Source organism: Methylobacterium sp. GC_Met_3 (genome assembly GCF_026540775.1).
In the GTDB taxonomy this organism is placed as follows: domain Bacteria; phylum Pseudomonadota; class Alphaproteobacteria; order Rhizobiales; family Beijerinckiaceae; genus Methylobacterium.
Map to the genome: position 1 here is coordinate 98,349 of NZ_JALNUL010000006.1, position 13,399 is coordinate 111,747.

At 68.6% G+C, this 13,399-nt stretch carries 10 protein-coding genes; 7 read left to right on the forward strand and 3 right to left on the reverse strand.

Annotation, left to right across the window (positions count from 1 at the left end; all coding sequences use genetic code 11):
• Nucleotides 1-3: 3 nt before the first annotated feature.
• Nucleotides 4-657: a glutathione S-transferase family protein gene (locus OXS27_RS10815; RefSeq protein ID WP_267356155.1), complete on the reverse strand. Its 654-nt coding sequence runs from the start codon at nucleotides 655-657 to the stop codon at nucleotides 4-6.
• Between the two features lie 185 nt (nucleotides 658-842).
• On the opposite strand from OXS27_RS10815, the gene OXS27_RS10820 reads away from it, so the two are divergent.
• The 5 genes from OXS27_RS10820 (at nucleotide 843) to OXS27_RS10840 (ending at nucleotide 6,456) form a co-directional block, all read left to right on the forward strand.
• On the forward strand, nucleotides 843-1,223 hold the full coding sequence (locus OXS27_RS10820; RefSeq protein ID WP_012320502.1) for a response regulator: 381 nt from the start codon (nucleotides 843-845) through the stop codon (nucleotides 1,221-1,223).
• A gap of 68 nt (nucleotides 1,224-1,291) precedes the next feature.
• Entirely contained in the window at nucleotides 1,292-3,265 is a 1,974-nt protein-coding gene (locus OXS27_RS10825; RefSeq protein ID WP_243924196.1) for an AI-2E family transporter, read from the forward strand.
• A gap of 122 nt (nucleotides 3,266-3,387) precedes the next feature.
• Nucleotides 3,388-5,007 carry a hybrid sensor histidine kinase/response regulator gene (locus tag OXS27_RS10830; RefSeq protein WP_267356168.1) on the forward strand — a complete coding sequence of 540 codons (1,620 nt, stop codon included), beginning with the start codon at nucleotides 3,388-3,390 and terminating at the stop codon, nucleotides 5,005-5,007.
• An 18-nt stretch (nucleotides 5,008-5,025) separates the two neighbouring features.
• Nucleotides 5,026-5,337: a plasmid stabilization protein gene (locus OXS27_RS10835; RefSeq protein WP_243924194.1), complete on the forward strand. Its 312-nt coding sequence runs from the start codon at nucleotides 5,026-5,028 to the stop codon at nucleotides 5,335-5,337.
• Between the two features lie 657 nt (nucleotides 5,338-5,994).
• Entirely contained in the window at nucleotides 5,995-6,456 is a 462-nt protein-coding gene (locus OXS27_RS10840) for a hypothetical protein (RefSeq protein WP_267356171.1), read from the forward strand.
• A 39-nt stretch (nucleotides 6,457-6,495) separates the two neighbouring features.
• On the opposite strand, the gene OXS27_RS10845 is transcribed toward OXS27_RS10840, so the two are convergent.
• Together OXS27_RS10845 and OXS27_RS10850 are read right to left on the reverse strand one after the other, a co-directional pair.
• The gene (locus OXS27_RS10845; RefSeq protein ID WP_267356336.1) at nucleotides 6,496-7,392 is read right to left on the reverse strand and encodes a ketopantoate reductase family protein; all 897 of its coding nucleotides are present in this window, start codon (nucleotides 7,390-7,392) and stop codon (nucleotides 6,496-6,498) included.
• 11 nt (nucleotides 7,393-7,403) lie between these two features.
• Nucleotides 7,404-10,484 carry an FAD-binding and (Fe-S)-binding domain-containing protein gene (locus tag OXS27_RS10850; RefSeq protein ID WP_267356173.1) on the reverse strand — a complete coding sequence of 1,027 codons (3,081 nt, stop codon included), beginning with the start codon at nucleotides 10,482-10,484 and terminating at the stop codon, nucleotides 7,404-7,406.
• A 115-nt stretch (nucleotides 10,485-10,599) separates the two neighbouring features.
• Here OXS27_RS10850 and OXS27_RS10855 point away from each other — a divergent pair, with 115 nt between their 5' ends.
• Together OXS27_RS10855 and rnr are read left to right on the forward strand one after the other, a co-directional pair.
• Complete coding sequence (locus tag OXS27_RS10855; protein ID WP_267356175.1) at nucleotides 10,600-10,938, forward strand: hypothetical protein; 339 nt, start codon at nucleotides 10,600-10,602, stop codon at nucleotides 10,936-10,938.
• Nucleotides 10,939-11,069: 131 nt separating this feature from the next.
• Nucleotides 11,070-13,391, forward strand: a complete 2,322-nt coding sequence (gene rnr / locus OXS27_RS10860) for a ribonuclease R (RefSeq protein ID WP_267356177.1) — start codon at nucleotides 11,070-11,072, stop codon at nucleotides 13,389-13,391.
• The last annotated feature ends 8 nt before the right edge of the window (nucleotides 13,392-13,399 follow it).

Sequence of the window (13,399 nt, forward strand, 5' to 3'; positions counted from 1 at the left end):
CCGTCAGACAGCCCCCGCCTTCGCGGCGGACTCGTGCTCCGCGGCAAGCTGCCCGTCCGCAGCTGCCACTATCTGAAAGGCCGGCCGGGACCGGACCCGCTCGACATAGCTGGTCAGCACCGGATCGGGCGCGACGAGGCCGAAGCCCGTGGTCCAGCCGAGAGCACTGCCCCACAGGATGTCGGCAGCGCTGAACTGGTCGCCGAGAAGGTAGGGCCCTGGCGTCAGCGCCTCGGTCACGCGGGCGATCACACTGTCGTAGTCCGCGTAGGCCGACATGGCGCGCGGACCGGGCTCCCGCTTCAGGTGGCGATCGATCACCGCGGGCTCGAAGCACGAACCGTAGAACACCATCCAGCGCAGATAGGCCCCGCGCGCCGGGTCGGTCGTGGCTGGCGCGAGACCGGCCTCCGGGAACAGGTCGGCCAGATAGAGGTAGACCGCCGCCTGCTCGGTGACCAGCGCGTCGCCGTGCCGGATCGCCGGCACCTTCGCCATCGGGTTGATGGCGCGGTAGGCCTCCTGAAGATGCTCGCCGGCGCGCATGTTGAGCGTGTGGAGCCGGTAGGGCACGCTCAGCTCCTCAAGGAGCACGCGCACCCCGGACGACCGGGTATTGGGCGCGTGATAAAACGTGATGTCAGCCTTATCCGCCACGCTGCTGTTCCCTGAAGTTGCCGATTCGGGTCGCGGCACGCTCTTACCGGCTGACAGCCGGGTCAACCGCTGATCGAAGCCCCCTTCTCCGCGGACCGGAATCGCGGCAGGAACGTTGGGCGATTGTGCGATGCCGCGCGTTGGCCGGTCGGCCGGCACGACGCGAGCCGGGGATTCGAGTTCTGATGGCGAAGATTCTGCTGGTCGAGGACCACGAAGAGATTTGGGACTTCCTGTCCCGGCGGCTCAAGCGGCGCGGCTATGAGGTGATCCTGGCCCATGACGGCGAGGCCGGCGTTCGGCAAGCCCGCTCGGGCCAGCCCGATGTGATCCTCCTGGACATGAACCTCCCGGTCCTCGACGGCTGGTCGGTCGCCCGTACGCTGAAATCAGGCACCGACACGCGGGCGATCCCGATCATCGCCCTCACCGCCCACGCGATGTCGGGGGATCGCGACAAGGCGATCCAGGCGGGCTGCGACGACTACCACCCGAAGCCTGTCGATTTCTCGAAGCTGCTCAGCCAGATCAGCGCCGCCCTGGGCGAGACCGCACAGGCGAGCTGAGGCGGATCCGTTCGCGCTCGAAGCCGTTCCCACCCGACCCCCGCGTGTGAGAAGTTTGGAGCGTGTCCGTGAGCGAGGATCCCGTCACTGCCCAGCGCCTGCGGGAGGGCCTTCCGGTCTTCGTGACGCTGGCGTCGCTCCTGCTCGTCGTGGCGACGATGGCGGCACTGTATCTCGGGCGCGATATCCTCGTGCCGGTGACGCTGGCGATCCTCCTCAGCTTCGTCCTGGTGCCGGCGGTCCGCCTGCTCCGGCGTCTGCGCGTGCCCCGCGCGGCCGCGGTGCTGCTGGTGGTGGTGATCGTGTTCGGCGCGCTGTTCGGGATCGGCAGCCTGATCGCCAGCGAGGCGTCCCAGCTCGCCGCCGACCTGCCGCGCTACACCCAGACGATGCGCACGAAGATCAAGGACCTGCGCGGTGCGACCGCCGGAACCGGCAGCCTCTCGCGCATCGTCGACATGGTCCAGGATCTGAGCGCCACGTTGCAGCCGCCGCCTGCCGCCGAGATCAAGGGCGAACCCGGCTCGCGCACGCACCCGCTTACCGTGGAGATCACCCCCGCCCGCGCCAACGTGGTCGACACGCTTCAGACGTTCGCCGGCCCTCTCGTTCATCCGCTGGCGACAACGGGTCTGATCCTGATCTTCACGATCTTCATTCTGCTGCAGCGCGAGGATCTGCGGAACCGTGCGATCCGGCTCGCCGGCGGCTCGGAGGACCTGAGGCGGACCACGGCGGCGATCGACGATGCCACCGGCCGGCTCAGCCGCTTCTTCCTGGCGCAGCTTGCCCTCAACCTCGCGTTCGGCGTCGTGATCGGTGTCGGTCTCTGGGTGATCGGCGTGCCGAGCCCGACCTTGTTCGGCGTGCTCGCGGCGATCCTGCGGTTCGTCCCCTATATCGGCGCCGCGATCAGCGCGCTCTTGCCACTGATCCTTGCCGCCGCGGTCGATCCCGGCTGGTCGATGGTCATCGCCACCGCGGCGCTGTTCCTGGTGGTCGAGCCGATCTGCGGCCACGTGATCGAGCCGCTGCTCTATGGTCACTCCACCGGCCTCTCGCCGGTGGCCGTGATCCTGGCGGCGACGATCTGGACCTTCCTGTGGGGACCGATCGGCCTCGTGCTGGCGACCCCGCTCACCGTCTGTCTCGTGGTGCTGGGGCGGCACGTGGAGCGGCTCTGGTATCTCGACGTGCTGCTCGGCGACCAACCGGCCCTGTCGCCGCCCGAAATCTTCTACCAGCGCATGCTGGCTGGCGACCCGGCCGAGGCGATCGATCAGGGCTGGCAGTTCCTGAAGGAGCGAGCCCTCGTCACCTACTACGACGAGGTTGCACTCGCCGGCTTGCTGCTTGCCCAGGAGGACATGTCGCGCGGGACTCTCGACCGCGAACGCCAGAAGGAGGTCGGTGGGGCGATCCGCAGCGTGGTGGACCGCCTCGAAACCGCGCCGGTCGCGCGGCGGAACCGGCGTGCATCAGGACGCAGCCCCGACACCGAGACGGCAGCGGCGCTGGCTGCGATCGGACCCGACCGGCAGGTGGCGGGCATCGTTCTCACCCGCGAGGATCTGGCGCCCCATTGGCGCGGCGAGACGCCCGTCCTGTGCGTCTCGAGCCGCGGCCCGTTCGACGAGGCTGCGACCCTGATGCTGAGCCAGATCCTCGGCCGGCATGGGCTCGCGTCGCAGATCATGTCGATGGCGGCGATCCGCGCCGGCGAGCGGCCCGAGAATCCGGAGGGGCTCGCGCTGATCTGCTTCTCCTATCTGGAGCCGGTGAGCCTCTCGCAGATCCGCTTCACCGTCCGCCAGGCGCGCGCCGCGGTGCCGGGCGTGCGCATCCTCGTGGGCTTCTGGCGCGAGCGCGACCCGGCGACGCTGGAACGCCTGCGCCGGGCGACCTCGGCAGATTTCCTCGTGACCTCGCTCAACGAGGCGCTGTCGGCGGTGCTGGGCACCTGCCGCGAACCAACGCGGCGGGTCGCCCCCGTTTCGCAGGTCCCGCTGCCCGATCCGGTCCCCACGACGGCAACCGCCTGAGCGTTCAACACGGAGAACCCGTTCGGTCGACTCCGCGTTCCTGACCACTAGAGTCCGCACCGGCAGGTCGTGAAAGGCCGCACGGCCCCACTTCCACGGCTTCAAGGTGAAGACCGCCTCGCATGTCCGAGACCCCAGAAACCCCACCCTCAGGCCCCGGTCCCCAGGTTCGGGACAGCGCGCCGGGCGACGTCACGGATCGCAAGAGCGACATCTTCTTCGCGGCCGTCGAGACGACGCGGATGCCGATGATCGTCACCGATCCGCGCCAGCCCGATAACCCGATCATCTTCGCCAACCGCGCCTTCCTGGCGATGACCGGCTACACGCCCGAGGAACTGATCGGCCGCAATTGCCGCTTCCTGCAAGGCCCGGACACCGACCGAGAGTCGGTTGCACAGGTCAAGGCGGCCATCGCCGAGAAGCGGGAATTCGCCACCGAGATCCTGAACTACCGCAAGAACGGCTCGACCTTCTGGAACGCGCTGTTCGTCTCACCGGTCTACAATGCCGATGGCGAACTCGTGTACTATTTCGGCTCGCAGCTCGACGTCTCGCGCCGCCGCGACGCCGAGGAGGCGCTCGGCCAAGCGCAGAAGATGGAGGCGCTCGGCCAGCTCACCGGCGGTATCGCACACGATTTCAACAACCTGCTGCAGGTGATCGTCGGCTATGTCGACATCCTGGCGGCCGGGCTTGAGAAGCCGGATGCCGACCGTGCCCGGCTGGGTCGCGCCACCGACAACATCCGGCAAGCGGCCGAGCGCGCGACCACGCTGACGCAGCAATTGCTGGCCTTCGCCCGGAAGCAGCGGCTGGACGGACGCGCGGTCAATCTCAACACCCTCGTCGAGGGGATGGGTGAGATGGTCGCGCGCTCGGTGGGCGAGGCCGTCAAGGTCGAGCTCGATCTGGCTCCGGATCTCTGGAACTGTCGCGTCGACCCGACCCAGGCCGAGGTCGCGATCCTGAACGTGCTGATCAACGCCCGCGACGCGATGCCGGACGGCGGCACGGTCCGGATCTCCACGGAGAACAGCGAAGTCGCGGCCCGCGGCCGGGAGATCGGGCCGCTGCGCGCTGGCCGCTACGTCAGCATCGCGGTCCGCGATAGCGGCACCGGCATTCCACCGGCTGTGCTGGCCCGGGTGATGGACCCGTTCTTCACCACCAAGGAGGAGGGCAAGGGCACGGGCCTCGGCCTCTCCATGGTGTACGGCTTCGCTAAGCAATCGGGCGGTGCGGCGCAGATCGAATCCACCGTGGGCGAGGGCACGACGGTCCGTCTCTCGTTCCCCGCGACCGATGGCGCCGTCAACACGCCGCCAAAAGTCTCCCTGCGGTCCGTGGACCGGCAGGGAACCGAGACGATCCTGATCGTGGATGACCGTGAAGACGTCGCCGAACTCGCCCGCACCATCCTGCGGGATTTCGGCTACGTGACGCTGGTGGCCGGCAATGCCCGCGAGGCGCTGGAGATCCTCGATTCCAGCGAGCGCATCGACCTGCTGTTCACCGACCTGATCATGCCGGGGGGCATGAACGGCGTGCTGCTCGCCCGCGAGGCGCGGCGACGCCAGCCTAAGCTCAAGGTCCTGCTCGCGACCGGCTACGCGGAGGCCAGCCTGGAGCGAACCGACATCGGTGGTTCCGAGTTTGACCTACTCAACAAGCCTTACCGGCGCACGGAGCTGGTCCGCCGCGTGCGGGCTATCCTCGACGGTCCGACCGAAGTGGGCTGAGCGCACGGGAGTCGCGCCATGGCACAGGGCGACAAGTCGAAGTACACGGACAAGCAGAAGCGCAAGGCCGAGCACATCGCCGAATCCTACGAGGCCCGCGGCGTTCCGGAGAACGAGGCGGAAGCTCGCGCCTGGGCCACCGTCAACAAGGATGACGGCGGCGGGAAGAAACCCGGCGGCTCCGGGCGCGGCAAGGACACCGGTCACCCGGCGGCTCACAAGGGCGGCGAAGCCGGCGGAAAGGCATCTGGCGGGCGAACGGCCGCCGAGCGCTCCGCCTCGGCCAAGAAGGCGGCCGCCACCCGGAAGGCCAACGCCGCGGGCGCATGATCCAGGGTGCAGATCAAAAGCTTTTCCACGACAGATTGTGGCCGAACCGGAAACCGCCCGTCCAACCATCCGCCGGACCGAAGTGGTTGAGACGGTCTCGACCTGAAGGAACCGTCGGAAGATGTCAGGTCCGGACGGCGGTATAAACGGCTCAGCTCGCGCGCACCGCACCGTTTCAGGAAATTCGCCCTAAAGTTGCGCCCTGGAAGGAGCCGGATAATCCTGCCCGATTTCAAGCTTTTGGCGTACGCGAAACGGCTGACCAATCGGGATAGACTACATTTGACGGCAGCGTCTCAGATATTTTGTCCAATCCAGGACTCGAATGGAGGGATCTTTGACGCGCCCCGATCCATCTGAGAATTAGGGCTCCACTTGTAGAAGCTCCCTGTTTGCTCGATTTCGGCATGATGCTGGCCCAAACAGCAGCGGATCTTGCCCGACGCCGATCAGTACGACACATGCCCCAGCCCTCGACTGATAAATAAGTGTCAAATCAGCTTTTTGCGTCAAAACTCCGCAAAAAGCTGCGCCGAAATTTGTATTCATTCAATGTCGCATCGCATGTTAGGGGGCTAGCAGCGGAACAGCGCTTATGTTGTGCTCCGGCGACGGGTAGCGCCCACGCTGGGCGAATTTGACCAAAGGGACTTCGCGATGACCGGCGCCAAGACTGACTTCCTGTGCAGCGAGGGCGTCCAAGAGCTCTTAAAGCTCACGAACCGGCAGTTCGTCGGCTGGGATGCCGCCCTCCGGAGTGAATCGGGTCAGACTACGGATGCCGGGGACGCCATGGATCTCTGGCACATCCTGTCATACCTGGCGCTGCAGCCCGGACTCAGGGTCGAGAAGAAGCTTGCCTTCGGCAGCATCAAGATCGCGTCGCTGAGACCCGAAACCATTCGGAAGTACGTCGCGAAGGCGCAGCGTCTCGGCTTCATCGCGACCATCGACTCGATGGGCTCGCGGCACATCCAACTCACCCCCGCCGGCGTCGCCGTCGTTGCGGACACGATGGACCAGTGGATCGTCGATTTTGGAGAGATCCAGCGGCGATACTTCACGCCGGAGCCCGCGATCCGGTCCGGCAGGATGCTGGCCGAAGAGGGCGTCTTCTGATCGCGCGTCGGGCAACACCGCGCGTGGCGTGCTTCGTGATCAGCCGCTGCCACGTGCCTCGGCGAGCTTGACGAGCATATGCAGCATCCGATTGGCCGGCGTCGGGATACCCAGCGCGGCTCCCATGCGCACCACATAGCCGTTCAGGTGATCGATCTCGCTGGGGCGCCCCCGGGCGAGGTCCTGCGCAGTGGAGGAGCGCTGATCGGGCATGGTGGCGCTGAGGCTCAGCACTTGGTCGAGGATATCGGCCGGCATGGACACCCCGGCCGCTTCGGCCACGGCGACGCATTCCTGCACCACGTCGGTCATACTCGCGACCACGCCGACGCCCCGCACCAGTCGACCGTAGGGGAGCTGCATCAGCGCCGAGAGGGCGTTGTAGGCACAATTGAGGATCAGCTTGCCCCAAAGGGCGTCGATGGCTCGGTCCGACACGCTGGTCGGGATGCCGGCTGCCGTGAAGGCGGCAGCAATGCGCCCGCTCGCCGCCGAGGCGCCAATGATCAGGTCGCCCCGCCCGTTGTGTCGGACGCGCGCCGGCCCGGCCATTTCGGTGGCGACGTAGACCGCCACCGGCACGACGGGATGCCTGAGGATGGCGGCCAAGCGCTCGGCATTGTCGACGCCGTTCTGGAGGCTCAAGACCGCCGCCGCTGGATCGAGGTGCGGGGCGATCAGCGCACCGGCCGATTCGGTATCACCGGATTTCACGCAGACCAGGACGAGGTCCGCCCCGGCGACCCCGTTCCCCTCCGTGGTCGCCTGCACGGGGACGGCGTCGGTTCCAGCCCCGGTGTCGAGGATCAACCCGGACGCCCGGACCGCCTCGACCAGGGCGGGACGTCCGATCAGCGTGACCGCATGGCCCGCCTTCGCCAGGAGGAACCCGTAGTAGCAGCCGACCGCGCCGGCCCCCAACACGGCGACGGTCAGGCCCGTGCCGCTCACGTCGCCGCAGCCGCCGCGCGCTCCGGATGGAACGGCGCAGCGCCGACCTCCGAACGGACATGCTCGAGGAGCGCCTGGACCGGGTGGCGCAGCCGCACGCCGTCGACCAGCTTGGCCTGGGACCGGCAGGAATAGCCGTCGGCCAGCAGCGTGCAGCCGGGGGCCTCGGCGACCTGGCGGGCCCAGCTCAAGTCGTAGATCGCCTCCGAGGTGGCGCGATGGCGGGCCTCGTGCCCGTAGGTTCCGGCCATGCCGCAGCATCCGGCCGCCGGCACGTCGAGACGCAGCCCGAGATGCGCGAACACGGCCTGCCAGTCGCGCACCGCCCCCGGCGCGTTGGTGCGTTCGGTGCAGTGGGGCAGGAGCCGCATGGTTCGAGCGCCCTGACGCGGCGTGATCCGGTCGAGCTGGGTCGCCAGCCATTCCTGCAGGAGATGAACCTTCGGCAGGTCATCGCCCAGCACCTGCACGTATTCGGACCGGTAGGTCAGCGTCATCGACGGATCGATGCCGACCAGGGGCACGCCCTGCTGGGCGAAGACGCGCAGCATCGCGGCGTTGGAACGCGCAACGGCGGCGAACCGGGCCAGAAAGCCGTGAACGTGCAGCGGCTTGCCGTTCGGCCGGTAGGGCACCAGCCAGGGGCGGAAGCCCAGGGCGATCAGCAGCGCGCAGGCGTCGGCCACGACGTCCGCGTCGAAATGGCTGGTGAAGGCGTCCTGCACCACTAGCACCGCCGTCGCGCGCTCGTGCGGGCTCAGCCGCGCCAATGCTTCGGGGCTCGCGACCGCGACACCGAGACCGGCCAGCCCTGTTCGGAGATCGACCGTCGACAGGTTGGGGATCGCGACCAACCCGGCCTTGGCCAGGATCAGGCGTGCGATCGGGTTGCCCAGGAGGGCGTTGCTCAGGCGTGGCGCCCTGGCGGCCAGCGGCAGCAGGGATTCCAGCGCCGCCACGAGGTGGTCCTTCAGGGGCCGGGCGTAGCGTGTGTGATAGAGCGCCAGGAACTTCGCCCGGAAGGTCGGCACGTCGACCTTGATCGGACAGGACCCCGTGCAGGATTTGCAGGCGAGGCAGCCATCCATCGCCTCCTTGACCGCGTGCGAGAAATCTTGCTGGGCGGAATACGGCTTCAGGGCATCCAACAGGGTGGCGACTACGTCGCGGAACCAGCCGGAACGCTGCCGCGCCAGCTCGGCGCTCGGATCGAGGCCGTCCGCCGCCGCCCGGCGCAACCACTCGCGCATCAGAGAAGCGCGACCCTTGGGCGAATGCCGGCGCTCCCGGGTCGCCTTCCAAGATGGGCACATCGCTTCGTCGGCATCGAAGGAGAAGCAGGCACCGTTGCCGTTGCAGTGAAGCGCCTCGTCGAAATCCTGCCGGACCGGCGCCGGTATGGTGCGGTCCTGCTCGCCCCGGCGCGGCACGCCGTCGATCCGCGTGAGGCTCTGTCCCCGCGCCGAGGCGATCTTGCCCGGGTTCATCCGGTCAGCCGGATCGAAGGCCCGCTTGATCGCCTCCAGCGCCGGCATCAGCGGCCCGAACGTCTCCGGCACGAACTCCGAGCGAAATCCCTTGCCGTGCTCGCCCCAGAGTAGGCCGCCATACTTGGCGGTGAGCGCGACGACGCCCTCGGTGACCTCGCGGATCAGGCGGTTCTGGTCCGGATCCTTCAGGTCGATCGCCGGCCGGACGTGCAGCACGCCGGCATCGACGTGGCCGAACATGCCGTAGCGCAGCCCCTTGCCGTCGAGGAGTGCGCGGAACTCCACGATGTAGTCGGCGAGCCGCTCCGGCGGGACGGCGGTGTCCTCCACGAAGGGGATCGGCCGGGCATCGCCCTTGGCGGCGCCCAGCAGGCCCACGGCCTTCTTGCGCATGGTCCAGAGCCGCTCGATCGCCGCGCCCCGGGCGATGGTGAAGCCAAGACGCTTGGTGTCGGTGCCGCGTTCGGCCTCAAGCATGTCGGTGAGCCGCGTGAGGGCGGCCTCCACGCCGGCCTCGTCGTCGCCGACGAACTCCACGAGGTTGATGCCGTCCACCGGCCGCCCTGCCGGATCCTCGGGGAAAAAAGCCCGCACCTCGGCCCAGATCGGGTCCTTGCGGGCGAGCGCCAGCACGGTGGAATCGATGGTCTCCACCGAGGCCGCGCCAAAGGGCAGCAGCGCCTGTGCGTCGCGCAGGGCCGCGTCGAAATCGACGTAGGACAGCGCCACGAGGACGGAGGATTTCGGGATCGGCAGGACGTTGAGCCGCGCCTCGGCGATCAGCGCCAATGTGCCCTCCGAACCGCAGAGCACGCTCTTGAGGTCGAACCGGCCCGTGGCATCGCGCAGATGCGCGAGGTCGTAGCCGGTCAGGCAGCGGTTGAGCTTGGGGAAGCGCTCCTCGATCAAGGTCGCGTACGCGGTGACGACGGCGTACACGGTACGGTGGATCTCACCGACCCGGTCGTTGCGCCCCTTGGCAGCCTGGAAGCCCTCCGCATCCAGGGGCTCGGCGGTCCAGACCGTGCCGTCGGTGAGCACGCAGGTCAGCGCCAGGACGTGGTCCCGGGTCTTGCCGTAGAGGCACGAGCCCTGCCCGCAGGCATCCGTCGAGATCATCCCGCCAAGCGTGGCGCGGTTCGAGGTGGAGAGTTCGGGCGCGAAGAACAGGCCGTGCTTGGCGAGTTCCCGGTTGAGCTGGTCCTTCACGACCCCGGGCTCGACCCGCACGGTGCGGTTGGCGACGTCGATCTCCAGGATGCGGTTCATGTGCCGCGAGGTGTCGACCACGAGGCCGTGGCCGAGCGACTGGCCATTGGTGCCGGTCGCCCCGCCGCGGGGCCGGATCACGATCTCGGAGAAGCGCGGGTCGTCGAGGAGCTTGGCGATGCGCACCAGGTCATCGCGGGAACGCGGGAAGGCGACGGCCCCCGGCTCCACTTGGTAGATCGAGTTGTCGGTGGCGAAGACGGTGCGGTCGGCGTCCGACAGGGACAGGTCGCCCGCGAAGCCGCGCAACCGCAGCTCCGCACAGGCCGCGGCGTAGAGCGGCACGGCCTCGGTTGGGCGAGTCAGGACCGGGATCATACCCGCCTTCTACACCGCGCGGATCGCCAGGAAAGATCGGCGGTTCTGTCACACCGGCCCGTTTCCGGCTGGCATCCGGCTTGCCACGCCCTCAGACCCTTCGGAACGGATGCCCATGAACGCGAGCGTGGAACGGGTCAGGGATGCCCTGGCCGAGCTGATCAAGGCCGCCCTGATCTCGGACGATGCGACGAGCCTCGCCTGCCGGGATTCAGGCCGCGCCAAGCTCGCGGCGCTTGCGGGCGACCCGCCCGACCCGGCGAGCCTGCGCATGGATGGCGCTTGGACGCTGGCGATCCAAGCGGCCGAGACGCCAGACCTGGCCCCGTTGGAGGGACAGGTGAATCTGACCCTGCCGCGCGCCTGCCCGTTCAGCCTAGCTGAGATCGTGTCTTCGGGTTTCGACGTGGATCGAGCGGTCGATCATATCCGCAAGATCGCCTCGACCGGTTGACACAGCCTGTTGAGGAAGAACGGCCCGGCGTTGCCGTGGGCGGTCCGGGAACCCATCTTAGGACGAGTGGACTGAAGTGGGTCCTGAGCCCACATGGGCTTCGTCTTCCGAGAACCAGCCGGCACCACCTTTTGGCACGTCGCACCACCGCCCCGGGGGCCGAGCCCGCCGCTCCGCCGCCCATCCCCACCCGTGAGCAGATCCTCGCCTTCGTGGCCGAGTCGAAGGAACCTGTCGGCAAGCGCGAGATCGCCCAGGCCTTCGGCATCAAGGGGTCCGCCAAGATCGAACTGAAGCGCATCCTGAAAGAGATCGAAGAGGATGGCGCCCTCGACCGCGGGCGCGGCGGCCTCGCTCCGGCCGGCCACCTGCCGCCGGTGGTGCTGGCCGATATCCGCTCACGGGACCGCCACGGCGATTTTCTGGCCGTCCCCGTGGAGTGGACGGGAACCGGCAAGCCGCCCGCCATCGTGCTCGCGCAACCCCGCGGCCCGCGCAAGGGTAATCGGCCCGCATCTGGCATCGGCGACCGCGCGTTGATCCGGGTCGAGCGCGACCCCGAGGGTGGCTATACGGGCCGGGTCATCAAGGTCATCGGAAAGAACAAGGCCGAGATCATCGGCGTCTACCGGGCCGGCGCACAGGGTGGCCGGATCGTCCCCGTGGAGAAGCGCTCGCAGGGCCGCGAGATCCTGATCCCGCCCGGCGAAGAGGGCCAGGCCCGTGACGGCGACCTCGTCAGCGTCTCGCTGGAGCGGGAGACCCGCTTCGGCCTTCCGAAGGGACGCGTGCGTGAGCGGCTGGGCTCGCTCGGCTCCGAGAAGGCGGTGAGCCTGATCGCGCTCCACCTGCACAACATCCCGCACGTCTTCGCGGATTCGACACTGGCCGAGGCGGACGCCGCCGAACCCGCGACGTTGAATGGCCGAGAGGACTGGCGCGACCGGCCGCTTCTGACCATCGACCCGCCGGACGCCAAGGACCACGACGATGCCGTCATGGCCGAGGCTGATCCCGACCCGGCCAATCCGGGCGGCTTCATCCTGACCGTCGCCATCGCGGATGTGGCGGCCTATGTGCGGGCGGGCTCCAGCCTCGACCGCGAGGCGCTGGAGCGCGGCAATTCGGTCTACTTCCCCGACCGGGTCGTGCCGATGCTGCCGGAGCGGATTTCGAACGACCTCTGCTCGCTGCGCGAGGGCGAGGACCGGCCAGCACTCGCCGTGCGCATGGTCATCTCCGCCGATGGCGAGAAGCGCCGCCACGGCTTCCACCGGGTGATGATGCGTTCCCGCGCCAAGCTTGCCTACGCCCAAGCGCAGGCAGCCATCGACGGGCAGCCGGACGCGACGACCGGCCCTCTGCTGGAGACCGCGCTCCGCCCGCTTTGGGCGGCTTACGTGGCCCTGCGCGCGGCCCGCGACCGCCGGGGCCCACTCGCCCTCGATCTGCCCGAGCGCAAAGTCCTGCTGTCCCCCGACGGCGCGGTCGATCGGGTGATCGTGCCGGAACGGCTCGACGCGCATCGGCTGATCGAAGAATTCATGATCCAGGCGAACGTCGCTGCGGCCGAGACCCTGGAGCAGGCGAAACAGCCGCTAATCTACCGCGTCCACGATGAGCCGGCCCTCGAGAAGATGCGGGCGCTCGGTGAGGTCCTGGCCTCGGTGGGCATCAAGCTGCCCAAGGAAGGGGCGCTGCGGCCCGCTTTGTTCAACCGGATCCTCGCGACCGTCGCCGAGACCGAGCACAGCGTCTTCCTCAACGGGGTGATCCTGCGCAGCCAGGCCCAGGCCGTCTACGCCGCCGAAAATCTCGGTCATTTCGGCCTGAACCTGAGGCGCTACGCGCATTTCACCTCGCCGATCCGGCGCTACGCCGACCTGATCGTCCACCGGGCGCTGATCACTGCCTGCCGGCTCGGAACCGATGGGCTCGGGAGCGCGGTCTCCCTCGGCGAGTTGTCGCAGATCGGCGAGCTGATCTCGGCGGCCGAGCGCCGCGCCATGGCGGCCGAGCGGGAAACCATCGACCGGCTGATCGCCCACCACCTCGCCGACCAGATCGGGGCCAGCTTCGAGGGCCAGATCGCCGGCGTGACCCGGGCCGGGCTGTTCATCAAGCTCGACGGGACCGGGGCGGACGGCTTCGTGCCGGTCTCGCAGCTCGGCGCCGACTATTTCCGCCACGAGGAGGGCCGTCACGCCCTGGTGGGCGAGCGGACCGGGGAGACGTTCCGCCTGGGCGACCGGGTCGAGGTGCGGCTCGTGGAGGCCGCGCCGGTCGCCGGGGCGCTGCGCTTCGAGCTGCTCAGCGAGGGCCGGTCCCGTTCCGGTGCCCGCAAGCCCGGACCAGGCAAGGCGCCCGGTGGCCGGCCGTTCAAGGCAGCCCCGTCCGGCCGTCCCGCCGGCATCCGCAACACTGGGACGCGCCATCGCGGGTCGCGCCGCTGACCGGGCCG

Excerpts from the sequence above, each read along its gene's own strand:
- OXS27_RS10820 (WP_012320502.1), top strand. The coding sequence starts at position 843 with ATGGCGAAGATTCTGCTGGTCGAGGACCACGAAGAGATTTGGGACTTC.
- OXS27_RS10850 (WP_267356173.1), bottom strand. The coding sequence starts at position 10,484 with ATGATCCCGGTCCTGACTCGCCCAACCGAGGCCGTGCCGCTCTACGCC.
- OXS27_RS10840 (WP_267356171.1), top strand. The coding sequence starts at position 5,995 with ATGACCGGCGCCAAGACTGACTTCCTGTGCAGCGAGGGCGTCCAAGAG.
- OXS27_RS10855 (WP_267356175.1), top strand. The coding sequence starts at position 10,600 with ATGAACGCGAGCGTGGAACGGGTCAGGGATGCCCTGGCCGAGCTGATC.
- OXS27_RS10830 (WP_267356168.1), top strand. The coding sequence starts at position 3,388 with ATGTCCGAGACCCCAGAAACCCCACCCTCAGGCCCCGGTCCCCAGGTT.
- OXS27_RS10835 (WP_243924194.1), top strand. The coding sequence starts at position 5,026 with ATGGCACAGGGCGACAAGTCGAAGTACACGGACAAGCAGAAGCGCAAG.